Source organism: Pseudomonas triclosanedens (assembly GCF_026686735.1).
GTDB classification, from domain to species: Bacteria; Pseudomonadota; Gammaproteobacteria; order Pseudomonadales; family Pseudomonadaceae; genus Pseudomonas; species Pseudomonas triclosanedens.
The window spans coordinates 4,152,272-4,172,957 of sequence record NZ_CP113432.1 but is presented as its reverse complement, the minus strand read 5'-3'; the positions used below and the strand labels follow the sequence as shown (position 1 = coordinate 4,172,957).

Here is a 20,686-nt window from a genome sequence, read left to right as displayed (position 1 = left end):
CGGTCTCGCTGGATGTAGTTGCAGATGGCGTGCACTACCGGCCAGGCCTGTCTGGCGACATTCCTATTCACCGGAGAATAACGAGGAATCCATGAAGGTTCTTGTAGCTGTCAAACGAGTGGTTGACTATAACGTCAAGGTCCGCGTCAAGGCGGATAACTCCGGCGTCGATCTCGCCAACGTCAAGATGTCCATGAACCCCTTCTGCGAAATCGCCGTGGAAGAAGCCGTTCGCCTGAAAGAGAAAGGCATCGCCACCGAGATCGTTGCGGTCTCCGTCGGCCCGAACGCCGCTCAGGAGCAACTGCGTACCGCGCTGGCGCTGGGTGCTGATCGCGCCATCCTCGTCGAGTCCAACGACGAACTGAATTCCCTGGCTGTCGCCAAGGCCCTGAAAGCCATCGTCGATAAAGAGCAACCGCAACTGGTCATTCTCGGCAAGCAGGCCATCGACAGCGACAACAACCAGACCGGCCAGATGCTGGCTGCGCTGACCGGCTACGCGCAGGGCACCTTCGCTTCCAAGGTGGAAGTGGCTGGCGACAAGGTCAACGTCACCCGTGAAATCGACGGCGGCCTGCAGACCGTTGCCCTGAACCTGCCGGCGATCGTCACCACCGACCTGCGCCTGAACGAGCCGCGCTACGCATCGCTGCCGAACATCATGAAGGCGAAGAAGAAGCCGCTGGACGTGGTGACCCCGGACGCCCTTGGCGTTTCCACCGCTTCCACCGTGAAGACCGTGAAAGTCGAAGCTCCGGCTGCCCGTAGCGCCGGCATCAAGGTCAAGTCCGTTGCTGAACTGGTCGAGAAACTGAAGAACGAGGCGAAAGTAATCTGATGGCTATCCTGGTAATCGCTGAGCACAACAACGGCGCACTGGGCGCTGCCACCCTGAACACCGTCGCTGCTGCGCAGAAGATCGGTGGCGACATCGTTGTTCTGGTCGCTGGCCAGAACGTTGGCAGTGTGGCCGAAGCCGCTGCCAAGATCGCAGGCGTTTCCAAGGTGCTGGTCGCCGACAACGCCGCTTACGCTCATCAACTGCCGGAGAACGTTGCTCCGCTGATCGCTGAGCTTGTGAAAGAGGAGGGGGGCAAGGGCTACAGCCACGTGCTGGCCGCCGCCACAACCAACGGCAAGAACTTCCTGCCGCGCGTCGCTGCTCTGCTGGACGTCGACCAGATCTCCGAGATCATCGAAGTCGTCAGCGCCGACACCTTCAAGCGCCCGATCTATGCCGGTAACGCCATCGCTACCGTGCAGTCCTCGGCTGCCGTCAAGGTCATCACCGTGCGTGGCACCGGCTTCGACGCCGCTGCCGCCGAAGGTGGCTCCGCCGCTGTCGAAGCGGTTTCCGGCCCGGCCGATGCCGGCAAGTCCGCCTTCGTTGGTGAAGAGCTGGCCAAGTCCGACCGTCCGGAGCTGACCGCTGCCAAGATCGTCGTTTCCGGCGGCCGCGGCATGGGCAATGGCGACAACTTCAAGATCCTCTACTCCCTGGCCGACAAGCTGGGCGCTGCCGTCGGCGCTTCTCGCGCTGCCGTTGACGCCGGCTTCGTGCCGAACGACATGCAGGTCGGCCAGACCGGCAAGATCGTCGCGCCGCAACTGTACGTGGCCGTTGGCATCTCCGGTGCCATCCAGCACCTGGCGGGCATGAAGGATTCGAAAGTGATCGTCGCGATCAACAAGGACGAAGAGGCGCCGATCTTCCAGGTTGCCGACTACGGCCTGGTCGCCGACCTGTTCGAAGCCGTACCGGAGCTGGAAAAGGCCGTCTAAGCCTGATCCGCTTGTTGAAGGAACCCGCTCCCGTAGCGGGTTCTTTCATTTCAGGCCCTTGATTTTCTTCTGGAAATGGCATTTTGCAGCGTTGCTGACCCATTGGTCACGAATCTTCGCCGATTAGTCCCTGGGCGAAGGTGTCTCATCTACAATGCGCGACGTCTCCAGTTCCTGAATGTGTTAATCGACACCTGGCTACCGAGGTTTTCATGATCATCAAACCGCGCGTGCGTGGCTTCATCTGCGTCACTACCCACCCGACCGGCTGTGAGGCCAACGTCAAGGAACAGATCGAATACGTCGAGGCGCACGGCCCCATCGCCAATGGTCCGAAAAAGGTCCTGGTGATCGGTTCGTCCACTGGCTACGGCCTGGCTGCGCGCATCAGTGCCGCCTTTGGCGCCGGCGCCGACACCCTGGGCGTGTTCTTCGAGCGTCCGGGGAGCGAGACCAAGGCAGGTACCGCCGGTTGGTACAACTCCGCCGCCTTCGAGAAGTTCGCCAAGGCCAAAGGCCTGTATGCGCGCAGCATCAATGGCGACGCCTTCTCCGATGAAGTGAAGAAAGTCACCATCGAGACCATCAAGCAGGACCTGGGCAAGGTCGATCTGGTGGTCTACAGTCTGGCTGCTCCGCGCCGTACCCATCCGAAGACCGGCGAGGTCTTCAACTCCGTGCTCAAACCGGTCGGCAAGACCGTCAACTTCCGCGGCCTGGACACCGACAAGGAAGTGATCAAGGAAAGCGTGATGGAGCCGGCCACCGAGGACGAGATTGCCAACACCGTGGCGGTGATGGGCGGCGAAGACTGGCAGATGTGGATCGATGCATTGCAGGACGCCGGTGTCCTGGCCGACGGTGCCAAGACCACCGCCTTCACCTATCTGGGCGAAGAGATTACCCACGATCTATACTGGAACGGCTCCATTGGCGCGGCAAAGAAGGACCTGGATCAGAAAGTCCTGGGTATTCGCGAGAAGCTGGCCGCCACCGGTGGTGACGCCCGCGTCTCAGTGCTCAAGGCGGTCGTGACCCAGGCCAGCTCGGCCATCCCGATGATGCCTTTGTACCTGTCGCTGCTATTCAAGGTGATGAAGGAGAAGGGTACCCACGAAGGTTGCATCGAGCAGGTGGACGGCCTGTTCCGCGACAGCCTGTACGGCGCCGAGCCGCATCTGGATGCCGACGGCCGTCTGCGCGCCGATTACAAGGAACTGCAGCCGGACGTGCAGAACCAGGTGAAGGACCTGTGGGACAAGGTGACAAACGAGAACCTTTACCAGCTTACCGATTTCACCGGCTACAAGACCGAGTTCCTGCGCCTGTTCGGTTTCGAGATCGCCGGCGTGGACTACGAGCAGGACGTCAATCCGGACGTGCGGATTCCGAATCTGATCCAGCTCTGAGTTTGCACAAACAGAAACGGCGCCTTCGGGCGCCGTTTCTGTTTTCCAGCCTGGGCTCAGTTCGACGCGGTCGCGGGGGCGTGGTTCTGCTGCAGGAAATCCAGGTAGAGGCGAGCGGTTTCTTCCGGGCGTTCGATCATCGGCACATGCCCGCAGTCGCGCAGAATGGCGACGCTGGGTTTCTTCAGCAGCGGTTTCATGACCTCGATACTGGAAACATCCAGTACCCGGTCCCGGTCACCCCACAGTAGCAGTGTGGGTGCGGTGATCTTCGGCAGCTCCGGCTCCAGCGGGATATAGCGCTCGCGCAACTGCTGGAAGACCATGCTGTTGAACGCGCTGCGCTCCAGCGAGCGTTCCGCCAGATAGTGCTGCAGCCGCGATGGCAGCGGTGGCGCCTGCACGAACACAAAGTCGATCAGGGCCGGGAAATCCTCAACCGAGCGCAACACCAGCGGGTTCTCTCCCTTGCTCAGCCGCTGGAACAGTTCACTCGGATGCGGCGCCACGACTCCCGCGTTGTCGAACAGGCCGACCGACAGTACTTCGTTCGGATGGCGCGCGGCGAGAAGAGCAGCGATGTGCCCGCCCATCGAGTTGCCGACTACATGGAAGCGGCCGATGCCCAGTTCGCCCATGAAGTCCGCCAGGCGCTCGGCCTGGGTACCCACGTCATAGCTGATGTTTTCGGGCCGGCTGCTGTCGCCGAAGCCCGGCAAGTCGACGGCGATGACATGGTAGCGGTCGGTGAGGAAGCGCGCGAAGCGCGGCCAGTTGCTCTTGTCCGCGCCGAAACCGTGGATCAGCAGGATGGTCTGCGCCTTGTCCGGGCCGCCTTCGTAATAGCGGATGTCCAGGTTGTCGACCCGCAGCGTGTTCACGCTCAGGCCAGCGCGGCTGCGCTCGACGAACTGGGCGCTGGCCAGCAGCGTAGAGGGGAAGGCATAGAGCGCGCCCGCCGTTGCGGCGAGCAGCAGGACGAGGACCAGAAGGGCTTTCTTCATGAGAAGTCCTTATTACCAAATGAGGGCTGTGTGCTTTACGCTAGCATTTTGCAGCTCTAAGCATGACCGTTCTTTCTTCTGGCGAGCGAGACTACCAATGCCCCAACGCCCCGCGATACTGCGCGCAACTCTTTTGCTGGTGACCCTTGCCGCGCCTCTTGCCAGCCTCGCAGCCGGCAAGTGCGAGCAACTGGTCGCCACCGGCAATCCGGAGTACCCGCCGTACCTGTGGCGAGATCCGGTCCACCCCGAGCGACTGATCGGCGCCAATGCCGACCTGCTGGAGCAGGTCGGCAAATCCATTGGCGTGAATATCCGCGTGCTCTACACCGGTTCCTGGGCGCGGGCCCAGGAAGAGGCGCGGCTGGGACGCGTCGATCTGCTCGCAGGCGCTTTCCTCACGCCCGAGCGGCTGGAGAGTATGGACTACATCCACCCGGCATTCCTCACCACGCAAGCCGTGGTCTGGGTGCGCAAGGATGCGCAATTTCCCTATGCGAGCCGCGACGACCTCAAGGGGCTGAAGGGCGGTACCCTGGTGAATAACAGCTTCGGCCAGGACTTCGACGCTTTCGCCGAACAGCAACTGACCCTGGAAGAAGTCCCCAGCCTGACCCAGGCCTTCCAGAAGCTGATGCTCAAGCGCTCCGACTACGTGCTCTACGAGCACTATCCCGGTCTGGCAGTGGCCGATACCCTCGGCCTGGCCGATGACCTGCAGCCGCTTGAGCCGTCGGTTTCCAGCGAAGGTCTGTACCTGACGCTGGCGCATAACTCAGCCTGCAACGATCCCTGGCTGCGCGGACAACTGGCGAAAAAAATGACAGAATTGTCGGCCGCCGGAGTCCCGCAGCACCTGCTGCAGGACAACCTGGCCCGCTGGAAGGCGCAGCAACTGCAGCCCGCCGGCACTTCCACCCAGTAGGACAACAGATTTCGTGATCAATCGACGGATGATGGCCGCCGGCCTGGCCATGTTTGCATTGGCTGGCTGTGCGACGAACGACCCGGCACCCACCGAGCAGATGCGTCTTGCCGAGCAGGCTCTGGAACAGGCCAAGGCCGTGGGCGCGACGGATGAAGTGGCCGAGCTGAAGCTGGCCGAGGACAAGTTCCAGGCCGCCAAGGGTGCCCTGGCAGTGGACTCGAACAAGAAGGCGCGGCAGCTTGCCGAGCAGGCCGAGCTCGACGCGCGCCTCGCCGAAGCCAAGGTGCTGACGCGCAAGAGCGCGGCGCAGTTGGCCGAGCAGGGCAAGAGCATCAATCGCCTGCGCAAACAGTTGGGGGAAGTGCAATGACTTCCCGGCAACTGTTGCGCTTCATGGTGCTGGGAACCGTCGTCGTGCTCGGCGGATGTGCCAACAGCCAGCTCAGCGAAAAATCCCTGGAACAGGCACGTACCCAGTTCCAGTCGGTTAAGGAAGATTCCGCTGTGCTGCGCAGCGCGCCCAAGGACGTCATCCGTGCCGGCGAGTCGCTGGCGCGCGCCGAGCGTCTGTCCAGCTACTGGGGCAGCAGCGACGACGTACTGCAGTACTCCTACCTGAGCCAGCGCTACAGCGAGATCGCCCGCGAGCACAGCAACTACGCGCTGAATCAGGAGCGTCTGGCCAAGCAGCAGATGGAGCGCGAGCGACTGCAACTGGCGATGCGCGAAGCGCGCCTGCTCAACGTGCAGGAGCAGAGCAAATGGCTGGAGCAGCAGATGGTCAGCCTGGCCACCAACGAAACCGAGCGTGGTCTTGTGCTGACGCTGGGCGACGTCCTGTTCGACAGCGGCGAGGCCGACCTGAAGCCGGCCGCCAATCGCACGGTGCTCAAGGTGGTGCAGTTCCTCCAGCTCAACCCGCGGCGCGTGCTGCGCATCGAGGGCTATACCGACAGCGAAGGCGACCAACAGCAGAACCTGAAGCTGTCCAGAGACCGCGCACAGGCGGTAGCCGACGCACTGACCGATTTGGGCGTGGATGACGAACGTATCCAGGTGAAGGGCTACGGCGAGGCTTTCCCTGTCTCGGACAACGCATCTTCCCTGGGGCGGGCGCAGAACCGCCGGGTCGAGATCGTCTTCTCCGATGAGAAAGGCCAATTGGGCGCCGAACGCTGAGCCTGAGCGACGTACTGGCAATACCCTCAAAACCCCGGGTCATCTGGCCCGGGGTTTTGTACTCAGGGATCTCGAAAATATTCGAGGGCTGCGTTGGCGAAAATATCCCGATGCAACTAATCCCCATGGTGGGGAGCCACCACCGAGAGAAATCAATGCCGTCCGAAGAGAAAACTCTGAACGTGATCGTGGCCGATGCCCAGCCGATGATCGGCTGGGGGCTGGAGCACTACCTGGCCGAACACTGCGACGCTCAGGTGAAAGCCTATGTCAGTGACACGGAGAACCTGCTGACCGCTTTGAGCGAATGGACCGATACCGACCTGCTGATCATGGAGATGGCCCTGCCGGGCGAACGGGGACGTGACGGGGTGCATCTCATTGAATGGCTGCGCCGCCACTACCCCAATGTACAGATCCTGGTTTACTCGCTGCTCGGGGCCCCGCTGATGGCGGCGTCCGTGGTGAAGTGCGGCGCTCTGGGCTACGTCTGCAAGCGCAGCGCCCTGAGCGTGCTCACCGATGCCATACAGCGCGTGCGCCACGGCGAAACCTACATCGACCCGAGCCTGCGCCAGCCACGCCACACCGGGCGGCCGCTGAGCCCGACCGAAATGGACATCATCCGTCGCCTGGCCCACGGAGCCACTGTTGGCGAGATCGCCGAGCGTACCAACCGCAGCGTTTCTACCATCAGTACCCACAAGCGCAACGCCATGCAGAAACTTGGCGTGACCAGTGATGCACAACTGGTCGCCTTCGGCGTGCTGGACTGGCTCGGCGAGTTCTGAAACCGATACAGCGCTGGTCGGAAGCAACTGTAACGGGCACAATCCCTGCTACTGTTCTGGAACAGTTTCGGCTTTTTAGCTACTGTTTCGGTCCAATGACCGAGGGATGGCCGTCATGACCAATCTGCTTCTGTACCAGCGTATCGCCCAGCAACTGGCCGAAGACATTCGGCGCGGTGTCTACCAGCCAGGCGAGCGCGTGCCATCCGTGCGCAAGTTGAGCACCCAGCTCAACGTCAGCCATGCGACGGTATTGCAGGCCTACGCCACCCTCGAGGATCAGGGGTTGATCCGCGCCAGGCCGCAGTCCGGCTACTACGTACACCGCACCCCGGCACTGACCGCCTCGACCCCGGAAATCGCCCGCGTCGAGCGCCCGGGCCTGGTCACCCGCAGCAGCATCATCAACCAGGTGCTTGCCGAGGCGCGCCGCGAGGGCGTATTCCCGCTGGGGGCTGCCGTGCCGCACGTGGATTACCTCCCGGTCCGCGCGTTGCACCAGCAACTGGCCAAGGTCACGCGTTTCTCCAGCCCGCGCGCCTTCAGCTACATGTTCAGCCCCGGCTACGAGCCGCTGCGCCGCCAGGTGGCGATTCGCATGCGCGACGCTGGCGTTGTGGTCGACCCAACCCAGGTGACAATCACCCACGGCTGCGTCGACGCCATCCATATGGCCCTGCGCGTGATGACTCGTCCGGGCGACCTGATCGCCACCGAATCGCCGAGCTATTACGGCCTGCTGCAACTGGCCGATATCCTCGGCCTGAAGGTCATCGAGATTCCCAGTGATCCGCTCACCGGCATCAGCCTGGAAGCCCTGCAACTGGCGGCCAACCAGTGGCCGATCAAGGCGCTGGTGCTGACCCCGCGCCTGAGCAACCCGCTGGGCGGCACCATTCCGGAAGACCGCCAGAAGCAACTGCTCAAGCTCACCGCCGACCACAACATCGGTGTGATCGAAGACGATATCTACGGCGAACTGATGTTCGACCAGGGGCAGACCAAGGCACTCAAGGCCCATGACCGCGATGGCCGCGTGGTGTACTGCTCCAGCTTCTCCAAGACCATTTCTCCCGGCGTGCGTATCGGCTGGATCATCGCCGAGCGCTACCAGGAGGAAATCCGCCGCCTGCAGACCTTCACCACCCACTCGGCGTGCACCGTCACCCAGATGGGCGTGGCGGCGTACCTGGAAAATGGTGGCTACGACCGACACCTGCGCTACATCCGCCAGGAGTACCGCAAGAACATGACGGCCTACCAACTGGCGGTGCAGCAGTACTTCCCCGAAGGCACGCAGATGACCCGGCCCAAGGGCGGCTTCATTCTCTGGGTCAGCCTGCCGGCCAAGGTCAATACCAAGGAGCTGCACGTACGCGCGCTGGAGCAAGGCATCAGCATCGCGCCAGGGCTGATCTTCAGTAACACCGAGCAGTTCAACAACTGCCTGCGCCTGACCTGCGGCATCCCCTGGGACCGCGAGGCGGAGCGGGCGATCATGACGCTCGGGATGCTGGCCTGCCAGCTCTGCCAGGAAGGGTTGATCGCCGCCTGACGAACGGTTCAACCCGTTTCCCCGTGTGGCCTCGTCCGAGGAGTCGAACTCCTCGACGAGACCTCCGCCATGCCGCTCCCCACTTGCCTTCTTCTTCCAGCCGCCCGGCGCATCGAGTGCCTGGCGTTTGGCGGGAGGCCGCCACATCGGCTGCTTCGATATCGGCGATACTGTGCCGCTGGCCAGGGCGGAGCGGGGCGATGATCGCGGCAGGCCGCTCGTCAGGCTGGCGCGGAGCCCGCGCACGCCAGTTACCGAACAGGCACGGATCGAATGACGTGAATACACCCTTCAGGGACGACAGCGACGCCGCCTTGCTGCGGCGCTACCGGAGCGGCGACGCCGATGCCTTCACCGAGCTCTACGCCCGCCATCGCCTCGGGTTGCACCGTTTTCTCTGCGGCCTGTGCGGCGATAGCGCGCAGGCCGAAGAGGTTTTCCAGGAGACCTGGCTGAGCTTGATCCGCAGCGATAGCCAGCCGTTCGGCCAGGCGAGCTTCAAGACCTGGCTGTACCAGATCGGCCGCAATCGGTTGATCGACCACTGGCGCAAGCATGGCCGGCGCCAGGACATCTATGACAGCTTCGACGAGCAGTTGCACGCAGACGCACTGCCGTCACCGGGCAACGAGCCTGAGCGCGAGTTGGCGCTGAGCCGCGACCGGCAGCGCCTGCAAGGTGCGTTGGAGCGGCTGCCCGAGGAACAGCGCGAAGTGTTCCTGCTGCGCGCCCACGGCGACCTGGATCTCACTGAAATTGCCGAGCTGACGCACACACCCGCGGAGACGGTGAAAAGCCGGCTGCGCTATGCGTTGCAGAAATTGCGTCGGTTGCTGTCCGATCCGGCGGCGACCGAGGAGGTAAGCCCATGAACCGCGATCCGCACGAGCAAACGCTGACCGAGCATTACCGCCGGCACAGCGACGAGCAGCCGTCGGCGCAAGTGGACGCGCGCATCCTGGCCGCCGCCCGCGCGGCGGTTCAGCCAAACGCTGGAAAGGCCGGCTGGGCAGGACGCCTGCGCCACTGGCTGCTGGGCGTTGGCGCTCCGCAGCGCTGGGGCGTGGCATTGGCGGGCCTGGCGACCCTTGGTGTCGGCCTGAGCCTTACCCTGCACACGTTCGAGCAGGCCCCACAGCAATTCGAAACGGCTGCCGCGCCGGCCATGATGCGTTCGGCACCGGCACCGGCACCGGCACCGGCACCGGCACCGGCACCGGCACCGGCACCGGCACCGGCACCGGCTGCCGCGATGGCGCCGCCCGTCGGATATGCCGAAGCCAAGCGCAAGGCCGAGGTCTCCGTGGCCGCTGTGGCCAGCAAGCCGCTCGCCGTCTCGCCCACGGCCCAGGCTGCCGGGGAGGAGGCCACCCAATCGGAAGCGCTGGCCGATGCAGTGGCGCCGCAAGAGCCTCAGGCCAGCCTGCTGCGGTTGCGGAACTTGCAGGAGCAGGGCGAGGACAAGGCCGCCCGCGATCTGCGCGAGGCTTTGCGCAAGCAGTATCCGAAGCTGGACATCGATGCCGCGCTCCGGGAGCTACCCGTCAAGCCTTGACTGATGACAGGCCTGGTTCAGGCAATCTCTGGCAGGCTGTCTGACGAATGTAGAGGCTTGTTACGGTAAGCCTCTTGCCCTGCAATGAGACTCGCGCCAGCATTGCGCGTTTTTTCCGCCGGCCTGCCCATGACTACCTGCCGAATTCTCATCGCTACCTGCCTGGCCCTGCTGCTCACCGCCTGTGGTGAGGAGCACAAGGACAAGGCGCCCGCCGCGTCGCCGGCGCCCGTGCCATCGTCCAGCGCTCCTGCAACGCCGCCGGCGCAGCCGCCCAAGGCTGCTGCCGAGCACCCGCGCGAGTCGGAAGCCGCTCCGGCGGCCGCAGCCGCGGTGGCGGCGGATTCCGCTCCCGCTGTCGAGAAGGCCGCCAAGCCTGAACCCAAAGCCGAAGCCAAGGCTCCCGCCAAACCACAGCCCAAGGCAGGGCACAAGGAAAAGCCGAACCACCAGGGTGCCCTCGATCCGGCCATCAAGAAACCTCTGCCGCATGTCCAGTTGGACCTGCGGCTACCCCGCGACCTCGTGCATCAGTTGCAGCCGGAGCGTCCGGTATCGGAGCTGGAAGACAAGCCGCTGCTGCCGCCGATGTTCGCTGAGAAGAACGAGGAAAGCCCGTTCCAGGTCGGTGGGCGGTTGATCCAGCGTGAGCACAACGAGCGCGAGCCCAGCGACGATAGCTGGCACTCGGATATCCGTGGCGCGGAGTTGCAGTTCCAGTTCCGCAACTGACCGCTGTTCCGCCGCCTGGCGCAAGCGCCAGGGCGATGACCGCCCCGTGCGCTCTTTCGTGCTCCATGCGGCGCCAGGGCCTGCTGACTCAGAAGCGATGTTCGCCGCGGCGGATTTCCTCGAACACGGCGCTATCCAGCGAGCGGTAGCCGGCATCGCCCGGTAGCCGGACGAACAGCGCCTCGCTCACCTGCGCCGGATCGTATGCGCTGCGCTTGAGGTCGGTCTTCTTGTACTTGAAGGTACCGGTGGTCTCCACCTGCTGCAGCAGCCGCAGGAACAGCGGGACCGCATAGGCGGGCAACTCACGGTCCAGGTGCTCGGCCAATTGCGCGGTATCCAGGCTCGCGCCGTCGGACAGGCGCAGCGCGGCCATGCCGCAACGGCCATTGGTGCCGGGAATCTCCACGCCGTATACCACCGCGTCTTCCACGCCGGGGAAGGCTCCCAGAGCGTTTTCCACCTCGGTGGTGGAGACGTTCTCACCCTTCCAGCGGAAGGTGTCACCCAGACGGTCGACGAACTGAGTGTGCTTGAAGCCGATGTCGCGCATCAGATCGCCAGTATTGAACCAGGCGTCGCCCTGCTTGAACACGTTGCGGAAGATCGCCGCCTCGCTCTTGGACGGGTCGGTGTAGCCGTCGAACGGCCACTTGTCGCTGATTTCGCTGATCAGCAGTCCGGCCTCGCCCTTGCCGACCTTCTCCATGAACCCTTTGCCGTCACGCACCGGCTGGTCGTTCTCCAGGTCGTAGCGGACGATGGCGTAGGTAGCTGGGGAGAAGCCCACGGTGTTGTCGAAGTTGAAGACGTTGGTGAAGCCGATATTGCCCTCGCTCGAAGCGTAGAACTCGGTGATCCGCTCAATACCGAAGCGGGCCTTGAAGTCGTTCCAGATCGACGGACGCAGACCATTGCCGATCATGCAGGTGAGGCTGTTGCCGCGTTCTTCCGGGCACTCTGGCTGGTTCAACAGATAGCGGCACAGTTCGCCAATGTAACCGAAGCAGGTGGCCTGGTAGGTTTGCACGTCCTTCCAGAAGGCGCTGGCGGAGAACTTGCGGCGCAGGGCGATGGCCGCGCCGCCGGCCAGGGCCGCGCTCCAGCACACGGTGACTGCATTGTTGTGGTAGCAGGGCAGAGTCAGGTACAGCACGTCGCTGTTGCTCAGGGCCAGGCCCGAATGGCCGAAGCCGCCGTAGGCCTTTATCCACTTGCCGTGGCTCATGATCGACGCCTTGGGCAGGCCGGTGGTGCCGGAGGTGTAGATGTAGAAGCAGGCATCCTTCAGGCGTACCTGGGCAGTTTCAGGCAGGTTGGTTGAGTTCTGCTCCTGGGCCATGCGCATCAGGTTGTACCAGCCGGCCGGTGGTTGGCTGGGTTCGCTCAGGGTGTCGCCGTCGGCGACCCAGTAGCAGCGGCCGCCGCTGTTTTCCAGCGCCGGGCGGACATCCTCGAACACCTCGCGCAGCTCCTCGCCGACCACGAAGTGACTGGGCCGCACGAGGTTCAGGCTATGGCTGAGCACCTGGCCGCGCTGGGTGGTATTGACCAGTGCGCCCACCGCCCCGACCTTGGCCAGTGCGGCGAGAATCACCATCAGCTCCGCACGGTTCTCCAGCATGATCGCCACGACGCTGCCGTGTCGCACGCCTTCGGCCTGCAGGGTCCGGGCTATGCGGTTGGCCCAGCCGTTGAAGAGGGCATAGGACAGGCGGCGGCGTTCGTCGATCAGTGCCGGGCTGTCCGGGTAAAGGCGCGCCGCGCGCTCCAGCGCCCAGCCCAGCGAAAGGTTCTTCTCGCGGTTGCGGATGCCGGTGTAGTAGAGCCCGCGCAGCATTCGCGGCACGCGGCCGAGCGTGGCCGGCAAGTGGGCCAGGAAGCGGGTAGGGGTGATCAGATCAGCATGGCTCATTGACGCGTGCCCTTATTGTCATTGTTGTCCGTGGCGTGCAGACGTTGCAGCGCGACTCTAGGCCGCTCCCTGGCTTGCGGCTATGACCGTGACGCGCGAAGCGCCGGGCAGATCGGCAAACCGGCCAGTGGAGTAATCAGGCAGTCTAGGAGGGTATGGGGGCACGGCCAGGGCGGGATTGTGTCGATTGGTAAATGCGGGCTTCCCGGAGCGGCCCGCGCGGTGACGGAGCGGTTAACCGCTAGCGGCGACTTGCCGTCGGCGAACCTGCGCTGAACGGCGGACAGGGCGTACCCCGATATCCGCCGCCGCGGCCTTCAGTCGAGGAACAGGTCCGGCACGAGACTGCCGCCGGTCGGGTCGTAGCGGTACTGCTCGAAGTCGGTCTGGCCCTGCTCGCGGAGGATTTCCTCGTCGATCAGCAGCCGCCCGCTGATGCTGCGTCCCTGGCTCGAAAGAATCGCACAGGCGGCGTCGGCCATGATCGCCGGAGTCCGGGCGCGCTTGAAGGCGTCGCGGCTGCCCAGCTCGAACTCGATGGCGGCGGTGGCGATCATCGTCTGTGGCCAGAGCGCATTGACGCTGATGCCGTAGCGCTTGAACTCCTCGTGCATGCCGAGGGTGAGCATGCTCATGCCGTACTTGGTGACGGTATAGGGACCGTGCTGGGCGAACCACTTGTTGGCGATATTGAGCGGCGGCGACAGGCTGAGGATATGGCCCTGACTCTGCTTGAGGTAGGGCAGCGCGGCCTGACTGCAGACCATCACGGCGCGGGTGTTGATCTGGTACATCAGGTCGAAGCGCTTCGGCTCCAGGCGCTCGACGCCGACCAGCTTGATCGCCCCGGCATTGTTCACCAGTGCGTCAATCCCGCCGAAATGCTCGGCGGCCTGGCGCATGGCATCGCGCACGGCGTTCTCGTCGCGTACGTCCAGTTGCAGGGCAAGCGCCTTGCCGCCAGCCGCCTCGACTTCCTCGGCGACGCTGAAAATGGTGCCTTCCAGCTTCGGATGCGGTTCGGCGCTCTTCGCCGCGATCACGATGCTGGCGCCGTCGCGGGCAGCGCGCAGGGCGATCTCGCGGCCGATGCCACGGCTGGCGCCGGTGATGAACAGGGTCTTGCCGGAAAGGGACATGTGGGTACTCCGTGTTCTTATCGTTGTGTTCGGGCGCGACTGTCCGGTGCGGCTAGGCCTCCTGGGCCTCGACTTCCACCAGCAATTGCCGCGATTTCACCTGTTCGCCCTTGCTCACCTGCACGCGGCGGATCACGCCGTCGACGCCGGCCTTGAGCGGGTGCTCCATCTTCATCGCCTCCAGCACCAGCAGTAGCTGGCCCTTGTTGACCCGCGCACCTTCAGTCACCAGTACGTCGACGATGGCGCCATCCATCGGCGCCTTCACCGTGCCGGATCCCGCGCCGGCTGAGGCGCCAGCCGGTTCGTGGGTGACGTCCAGCAGCTCCAGGTTGCCGTCCGCGCCATACAGCCACAGGCGCGCGCCATCGTGGTGGAAGGGCAGGCGGCGGCGGATGCCGTCGGCCTCGACGATGGCGTCGTGTTCCTCGATATCGAGCAGGCGCAGGGCGATCTCGCGATCGCCGATACGGGCCAGCAGCGCCGGCTGGCTGCCATGCTCGCGCACTTCCAGCTCGACGCCGTACTTCTCCTCGCCGTGCTTGAGGACGAAACGCCACGGCGCGCTGCCGGCGCTGCGCCAGCCGGAGAGAGCGGGCTGGTGGGCACGCCCCTGGGCACTGTGCTGATAGAGCAGCGCGGCCGCGCAGGCCAGCTCCAGCGGTTGCGGATGCCGCGGGGCCAGGCTCGGGTCGCTGGCGAACTGCTCGCCGATGAATGCGGTAGTGGCCTTGCCGGCGGCGAATTCCGGGTGCCTGAGCAGGTTGGCGAGGAAGCGCTGGTTACCGGTCACGCCCAGCAGCACACAGTCCTCCACGGCGCGTACCAGTTTGCGCCGGGCTTCGTCGCGGGTGGCGCCGTAGGCGATCACCTTGGCCAGCATCGGATCGTAGAAGGGCGTCACCGGCTGGCCTTCGCGCAGGCCGTGGTCGATACGGATGCCTTCCAGTTGCGGCGGCGTCCAGCGCAGTACCTGGCCGGTCTGTGGGAGGAAACCGTGGCCGGCATCCTCGGCGTACAGACGCACTTCGATGGCGTGGCCCCGGAGCTGGATTTCCTCCTGCGTCAGCGGCAGCGGGTGGCCTTCGGCAACGCGGATCTGCCAGGCTACCAGGTCCTGGCCGGTCACCAGCTCGGTGACCGGGTGTTCCACCTGCAGGCGGGTGTTCATTTCCAGGAAGTAGAAGGCTCCGCTGGCGTCGAGCAGGAACTCCACGGTGCCGGCGCCAAGGTAGTTCACCGACGCGGCGGCCTTCACGGCGGCGCGGCCCATCGCGCCGCGCAGCTCGTCGGTCATGACCGGGCAGGGCGCTTCTTCGATGACCTTCTGGTGGCGGCGCTGCACCGAACAGTCGCGTTCGCCCAGGTAGACGATATTGCCGTGGCTGTCGCCGAACACCTGGATCTCCACGTGGCGCGGCTGCATCACGGCTTTCTCCAGGATCAGCTCGCCGCTGCCGAAGGCGTTCTGCGCTTCCGAGCGCGCAGTGCGCAGTTGTTCGGCGAGGTCTTCGCCGCGCATCACCAGGCGCATGCCGCGACCGCCGCCACCGGCGCTGGCCTTGATCATCAGCGGGTAGCCGATGCGCTCTGCCTCGCGGGCAAGCGTGGCGTCGTCCTGCTCCGCGCCCTCGTAGCCGGGAATGCAGGGCACGCCGGCATCGAGCATGGCGATCTTCGACAGGCGCTTGCTGCCCATCAGGTGGATGGCTGCAACGCCCGGCCCGATGAAGACGATGCCGGCGGCCTCGCAGGCGCGGGCGAAGTCGGCGTTCTCCGAAAGGAAGCCATAACCGGGGTGGATCGCTCCCGCGCCGGTACGTTTCGCCGCGTCGAGGATCGCCTCGGGCTTGAGGTACGACTGGCCGACCGGGGCCGGGCCGATGCAGACCGCTTCGTCGGCCAGTTGCACGTGGCGTGCCTGGGCATCCGCGACGCTATACACGGCCACTGTGCGGTAGCCCAGGTCGTGGGCGGTGCGGATCACCCGGCAGGCGATCTCGCCGCGGTTGGCGATGAGGATCTTGTCGAAACTGGGCATGCTGGTTTCCTCGACGGGCTACTGCGCCCAGTTCGGTTTGCGTTTCTGCACGAAGGCCATCGTGCCCTCGGCGCCTTCAGCTCCGGTCACTGCGTCGGCGAACTGGCGGGCGGCGGCGTCCAGCAGCGGGCCGAGGGCTTCGCTCTCGGTGGCCAGCAACAGCGCCTTGGTCGCGGCATTGGCGCCCGGCGCGCAGCGGTGGACCTGTTCGAGACACTCCGCCAGCCGCTGCCCGAGGGCGGCGGCATCCGCTTCGCTGAAATGCACCAGACCCAGGCGCAGCGCCTGGTCGCCGTCGAAGCGCGCGGCGGTGAGGGCCAGGCGGCGGGCCTGGGTGAGGCCGATGCGCTTCACCACGAAGGGCGCGATCTGCGCCGGCAGGATGCCGAGGCTGGTTTCCGGCAGGCCGAACTGCGCGTCCGCCACTGCAATGGCGATGTCCGATACGCAGGCCAGGCCGAAACCGCCGCCGAGCACCGCGCCCTCCAGCACGGCCACCAGCACCTGCGGCTGTGCCTGGGCTTCTTCCAGCAAGCCGCCGAAGGCGCGGTTCAGCGCGGCGTAGGCATCAGGCCCGGCCGCGCGTGCGCCGGCCATGTCCTTGATATCGCCGCCAGCGCAGAAGTGCCCGCCAGCGCCGCGCAGGACGATGGCGCGCACACCACGGTCGTCGCGCACGGCGGCGAGCACCGCGCGCAGTTCGCCGACCATCGCCAGGCTCATGGCGTTGCGGCTGTCCGGGCGGTTCAGGGTGACGTGCAGTACGCCGCCGTCACGTTCCAGCAGCAGGGTGTCGCAATTCGGCAGGGTCATGGCGTCAGCCCTTCTTCTTGCCCGGCAGGATGCCCATCATTTTGCAGATGATGCCGAGCATGATTTCGTCGGCGCCGCCGCCGATGGATACCAGGCGGGTATCGCGGTAGGCGCGGGAAATCGGGTTCTCCCACATGAAGCCCTGGCCGCCCCAGTACTGCAGGCAGGCATCGGTGACTTCGCGGGCCAGGCGGCCGACCTTGAGCTTGGCCATCGAGGCCAGGCGGGTCACGTCCTTGCCCCGGATGTACTGCTCGGTGGCCTGGTAGGTGAGGGCGCGCAGACACTCGATTTCGGTCATCAGTTCGGCCATGCGGAAGTGGATGACCTGGTTGTCGATCAGCGCCTGGCCGAAGGTCTTGCGCTCCTTGCAGTACTCGATGGTGGCATTGACGCAGTACTCCATGCCCTTGATCCCGCTGGCGGCGCCGAACAGACGCTCCTCCTGGAACTGCAGCATCTGCATCATGAAGCCCGCGCCTTCGGCGCCGATGCGGTTGCGCTGCGGTACGCGCACGTCGTCGAAGAACACCTGGGCGGTCTCCGAGCTGCGCATGCCGAGCTTGTCCAGGTGCGGGCTGACGCTGATGCCCTTGGATTTCATCGGCACCATGATCAGGGACTTGTTGACGTGGGGCTTGTCGTCGGAGGTATTGGCCAGCAGGCAGATGAAGTCGGCGGACGGCGAGTTGGTGATCCACATCTTGCTGCCGTTGATGATGTAGTCGTCGCCATCCTTGCGCGCGGTGGTCTTCAGGCCGGCCACGTCGGAGCCTGCGCCCACTTCGGAAACGCCGATGCAGCCGACCATCTCGCCGGCGATGGCCGGGCGGAGGAATTCCTCGCGCAATTCGTCGGAGCCGAAGCGCGCCAGCGCCGGGGTACACATGTCGGTCTGTACGCCGAGGGCCATCGGCACGCCGCCGCAGTGGATAGTGCCGAACTCCTCGGCGGCGACCACCGAGTAGCTGTAGTCCAGGCCCATGCCGCCGAATTTCTCCGGCTTGGAAATGCCCAGCAGGCCCAGGTCACCGGCCTTCTTGAAGACTTCGTGGATGGGGAAGCGACCGGCCTTTTCCCATTCGTCGACGTAGGGGTTGATCTCGCGATCGACGAAGTTGCGCACGGTGCGGCGGAGTTCTTCGTGTTCCTGGGTGAAGATCATTTCTTGTTCTCCGTGGGATCTTTCAAGTCAGGTAGGGCGAATAAAGCGGAACGCTTTATCCGCCGGCTTGGCGGATGACGCCGGGGGCGTCATGCGCCCTACGGTCAAAATCGTGCAACGCCGAAACTGTTGTTCTTCAGCGGCCGCACGGCCGCCTCCGCGCAGATGTCCAGCAGGTAACCGAGCAGCGCGCGGGTGTCGCGCGGGTCGATCAGTCCGTCGTCCCACAGGCTCGCCGTGCCGTAGAGCGCGGTGGACTGGCCATCGAGCTTCTGCGCGGTCATCTGTTCGAGCATGTCGAGCATCTTCGGGTCGGCGTCCTTGCCCTCCTTGGCGTGCTTTTCCTCGGTGACGATGCGCAGCACCTTGCCGGCCTGGGCGCCGCCCATCACTGCGGTGCGGCTGTTGGGCCAGGCAAAGATGAAACGCGGGTCCAGGCCGCGTCCACACATGGCGTAGTTGCCGGCGCCGTACGACCCGCCCACGACGAGCGTGAGCTTGGGTACCGTGGCGTTGGCCACCGCCTGGATCATCTTCGAGCCGTGCTTGATCACGCCCAGGCGCTCGGACTCGGTGCCGACCATGAAGCCGGTGGTGTTGTGCAGGAACAGGATCGGCGTGTTGCTCTGCTCGCACAACTGGATGAACTGCGCCGCCTTGGCTGCACCCTGGGGAGTGATCGGGCCGTTGTTGCCGATCAGCCCGCAGGCATGACCTTCGATATGCAGGTGGCCGCAGACGGTCTGGCTGTCGAACTCGTTCTTGAACGCCAGAAAGCGTGAACCGTCGGCAATGCGCGCGACGATCTCGCGCACGTCGTAGGGCTTCTTGGCATCGGCCGGAACCACGCCGAGCAGTTCCTCTGCCGGGTACAGCGGGGCGTCCCATGCCTGTTTCGTGCGGGCCGGCAACTGCGAATTCCACGGCAGCGCGGCGAGAATCTCGCGGGCCAGGCGCACGCCGTCGGCGTCGTTCTCCGCCAGGTATTCGGCGGTCCCGGCTACCTGGGCGTGCAACTCGGCGCCGCCCAGTTCCTCATCGGTAGCGATCTCGCCAGTGGCCGCCTTGAGCAGCGGCGGGCCGGCGAGGAACATCTTGGCCTTGCCGCGCACCACCACCACGTAGTCCGACAGACCGGGCTGGTAGGCGCCGCCAGCGGTGGACGAGCCGTGCACCACGGTAATCTGCGGAATACCCGCCGCCGACATGCGCGCCTGGTTGGCGAAGCCGCGTGCGCCTTCGACGAAGATTTCCGCCGCATAGTTGAGGTTGGCGCCGCCGCTTTCGGTCAGCGCCACCACCGGCAGCTTGTTCTCGAAGGCGATCTGTTGCAGGCGCAGGGTCTTCTTCAGCCCGGTGGGTGAAATGGTGCCGCCCTTGATCGCGCTGTTGCTGGCAGTCACCAGGCAGCGTACCCCGGCGATGTAGCCGATGCCGGAGATGATCCCGCCGCCGGCCTGGGTACCGTCCTTGTCGTCGTGCAGCTTGTAGCCGGCCAGCGAGGAGATTTCGAGGAACGGCGCGCCGGCATCGAGCAGCAGGTTCAGGCGCTCGCGCGGCAGCAACTGGCCGCGTTTGTCGAACTTGGGCTTGGCCTCGGCGGCCTTGTCCAGCACCTTCTGCTCGACTTCGCGGAAGCTCGCCACGGCGGCCAGCATGGCCTCGCGGTTGCGGGCGAATTCTTCGCCCTGGGCGTCGATTTCCGAGACGATCACGGGCATCGCTTACTCCTGGTCCTTCAGCACGTCGGGCAGGTAGGCGCGGTGGAAGCCGTTATAGGAGCGGCTCTGCCCCGGCTTGCCTTTCGCCAGCGGGAAGGCGCGGCTGCCCTGGCTGGCGGCGCCATCGATGCGGATGGTGTTGCCGCTGATGAAAGCGGCGCCGGGGGAGAGCAGGAAGACGATGGCCGAGGCCACTTCCGACTCGGTGCCGATGCGCTTGAGCGGCACGTGTTCGCGCAGGGTCGGGATCACCGCCTTGAAGGCACCTTCGTAGGTGTCCATGCCGCTGGATGCGATCCAGCCCGGCGCCACGGCGTTGACCCGCACGCCGGCGTGGCCCCATTCGATGGCTGCGGTCTTGGTGAAGTTTTCCATGCCGGCGCGGGCGGCGCCGGAGTGGCCCATGCCGGGCATCCCGCCCCACATGTCGGCGAGCATGTTGACGATGCTGCCGCCGGTCCTGCTCAGGCTCTGGTTGAACACTTCGCGGGCCATCAGGAAGCCGCCGACCAGGTTGGTGCGTACCACGGCCTCGAAGCCCTTCAGGTTGATCGAGGCCAGCGGCGCGGGGTACTGGCCGCCGGCGTTGTTGACCAGGTGGTGAATCGGTCCGCGTTCGGCGATGACCTGTGCCACCAGCGCCTTCACCGCCTCTTCGTCGCGGATGTCGCAGCTGTACCAACTGACACTGCCGCCGTCCTCGATGATTTCACCGGCGGTCTTCTCCAGCTTCTCCGCCTTGCGGCCGACCAGTACCACATGGGCGCCGAGGGCCGCCAGCTCGTGTGCGGTGCAACGGCCGATACCGCTGCCGCCGCCGGTGACGATGATGGTCTGGCCGTCGAACAGGCCGGTTTTGAAGATCGAGTCGTAGCTCATTGTTGTTCTGACTCCGAGGTATCCCGTAGGGCGAATGAAGCGGAACGCTTCATCCGCCGTTTGCGATTGGCGGAT

General features: G+C 64.9%; 19 protein-coding genes. 11 read left to right on the top strand and 8 right to left on the bottom strand.

All coding sequences use genetic code 11. The features are described 5' to 3' along the window. Positions 1-91 precede the first annotated feature (91 nt). The 3 genes from OU419_RS19340 to fabV all read left to right on the top strand — a co-directional run bounded on the left by OU419_RS19340 (position 92) and on the right by fabV (position 3,194). Complete coding sequence (locus OU419_RS19340; protein ID WP_268171991.1) at positions 92-841, top strand: electron transfer flavoprotein subunit beta/FixA family protein; 750 nt, start codon at positions 92-94, stop codon at positions 839-841. Beyond that, positions 841-1,785 (top strand): electron transfer flavoprotein subunit alpha/FixB family protein, encoded by a 945-nt coding sequence (locus tag OU419_RS19335; RefSeq protein ID WP_268171988.1) that lies wholly within the window; start codon positions 841-843, stop codon positions 1,783-1,785. Before OU419_RS19340 ends, OU419_RS19335 begins: the two co-directional genes overlap by 1 nt. A gap of 212 nt (positions 1,786-1,997) precedes the next feature. Continuing rightward, positions 1,998-3,194 carry an enoyl-ACP reductase FabV gene (gene fabV, locus OU419_RS19330; protein ID WP_254476089.1) on the top strand — a complete coding sequence of 399 codons (1,197 nt, stop codon included), beginning with the start codon at positions 1,998-2,000 and terminating at the stop codon, positions 3,192-3,194. A gap of 56 nt (positions 3,195-3,250) precedes the next feature. On the opposite strand, the gene OU419_RS19325 is transcribed toward fabV, so the two are convergent. Next, the gene (locus OU419_RS19325; RefSeq protein ID WP_254476087.1) at positions 3,251-4,198 is read right to left on the bottom strand and encodes an alpha/beta fold hydrolase; all 948 of its coding nucleotides are present in this window, start codon (positions 4,196-4,198) and stop codon (positions 3,251-3,253) included. Between the two features lie 97 nt (positions 4,199-4,295). On the opposite strand from OU419_RS19325, the gene OU419_RS19320 reads away from it, so the two are divergent. The 8 genes from OU419_RS19320 (at position 4,296) to OU419_RS19285 (ending at position 10,938) form a co-directional block, all read left to right on the top strand. After that, on the top strand, positions 4,296-5,123 hold the full coding sequence (locus OU419_RS19320; RefSeq protein ID WP_254476085.1) for a substrate-binding periplasmic protein: 828 nt from the start codon (positions 4,296-4,298) through the stop codon (positions 5,121-5,123). A gap of 28 nt (positions 5,124-5,151) precedes the next feature. Further along, positions 5,152-5,496, top strand: a complete 345-nt coding sequence (locus OU419_RS19315) for a DUF4398 domain-containing protein (RefSeq protein ID WP_302329104.1) — start codon at positions 5,152-5,154, stop codon at positions 5,494-5,496. Then, the gene (locus OU419_RS19310; protein WP_254476081.1) at positions 5,493-6,305 is read left to right on the top strand and encodes an OmpA family protein; all 813 of its coding nucleotides are present in this window, start codon (positions 5,493-5,495) and stop codon (positions 6,303-6,305) included. The genes OU419_RS19315 and OU419_RS19310 overlap by 4 nt, the downstream gene beginning before the upstream one ends. Before the next feature lie 155 nt (positions 6,306-6,460). Then, positions 6,461-7,096 (top strand): response regulator transcription factor, encoded by a 636-nt coding sequence (locus tag OU419_RS19305; RefSeq protein ID WP_254476079.1) that lies wholly within the window; start codon positions 6,461-6,463, stop codon positions 7,094-7,096. A gap of 115 nt (positions 7,097-7,211) precedes the next feature. Beyond that, complete coding sequence (locus tag OU419_RS19300; protein WP_254476077.1) at positions 7,212-8,651, top strand: aminotransferase-like domain-containing protein; 1,440 nt, start codon at positions 7,212-7,214, stop codon at positions 8,649-8,651. A gap of 278 nt (positions 8,652-8,929) precedes the next feature. Further along, on the top strand, positions 8,930-9,523 hold the full coding sequence (locus OU419_RS19295) for an RNA polymerase sigma factor (protein WP_254476075.1): 594 nt from the start codon (positions 8,930-8,932) through the stop codon (positions 9,521-9,523). Continuing rightward, complete coding sequence (locus tag OU419_RS19290) at positions 9,520-10,206, top strand: hypothetical protein (RefSeq protein WP_254476073.1); 687 nt, start codon at positions 9,520-9,522, stop codon at positions 10,204-10,206. The genes OU419_RS19295 and OU419_RS19290 overlap by 4 nt, the downstream gene beginning before the upstream one ends. A gap of 129 nt (positions 10,207-10,335) precedes the next feature. Beyond that, positions 10,336-10,938, top strand: a complete 603-nt coding sequence (locus OU419_RS19285) for a hypothetical protein (protein WP_254476071.1) — start codon at positions 10,336-10,338, stop codon at positions 10,936-10,938. A gap of 88 nt (positions 10,939-11,026) precedes the next feature. On the opposite strand, the gene OU419_RS19280 is transcribed toward OU419_RS19285, so the two are convergent. The 7 genes from OU419_RS19280 to OU419_RS19250 form a co-directional block, all read right to left on the bottom strand. Next, positions 11,027-12,853 carry a long-chain-acyl-CoA synthetase gene (locus OU419_RS19280; RefSeq protein ID WP_254476069.1) on the bottom strand — a complete coding sequence of 609 codons (1,827 nt, stop codon included), beginning with the start codon at positions 12,851-12,853 and terminating at the stop codon, positions 11,027-11,029. Between the two features lie 317 nt (positions 12,854-13,170). Beyond that, entirely contained in the window at positions 13,171-13,992 is an 822-nt protein-coding gene (locus tag OU419_RS19275; RefSeq protein WP_254476067.1) for an SDR family oxidoreductase, read from the bottom strand. 52 nt (positions 13,993-14,044) lie between these two features. Next, a complete protein-coding gene (atuF, locus tag OU419_RS19270) occupies positions 14,045-16,033 on the bottom strand; it encodes a geranyl-CoA carboxylase subunit apha (protein ID WP_254476065.1) in 1,989 nt (662 codons plus the stop codon). 18 nt (positions 16,034-16,051) lie between these two features. Next, positions 16,052-16,846, bottom strand: coding sequence for an isohexenylglutaconyl-CoA hydratase (gene atuE, locus OU419_RS19265; RefSeq protein ID WP_254476063.1), 795 nt, complete (start codon positions 16,844-16,846; stop codon positions 16,052-16,054). Positions 16,847-16,850: 4 nt separating this feature from the next. Next, positions 16,851-18,011 (bottom strand): citronellyl-CoA dehydrogenase, encoded by a 1,161-nt coding sequence (atuD, locus tag OU419_RS19260; protein ID WP_254476061.1) that lies wholly within the window; start codon positions 18,009-18,011, stop codon positions 16,851-16,853. Positions 18,012-18,115: 104 nt separating this feature from the next. Then, complete coding sequence (gene atuC / locus OU419_RS19255; RefSeq protein WP_254476059.1) at positions 18,116-19,732, bottom strand: geranyl-CoA carboxylase subunit beta; 1,617 nt, start codon at positions 19,730-19,732, stop codon at positions 18,116-18,118. 3 nt (positions 19,733-19,735) lie between these two features. Beyond that, positions 19,736-20,611 carry an SDR family oxidoreductase gene (locus OU419_RS19250; protein WP_254476057.1) on the bottom strand — a complete coding sequence of 292 codons (876 nt, stop codon included), beginning with the start codon at positions 20,609-20,611 and terminating at the stop codon, positions 19,736-19,738. Between the last annotated feature and the right edge of the window lie 75 nt (positions 20,612-20,686).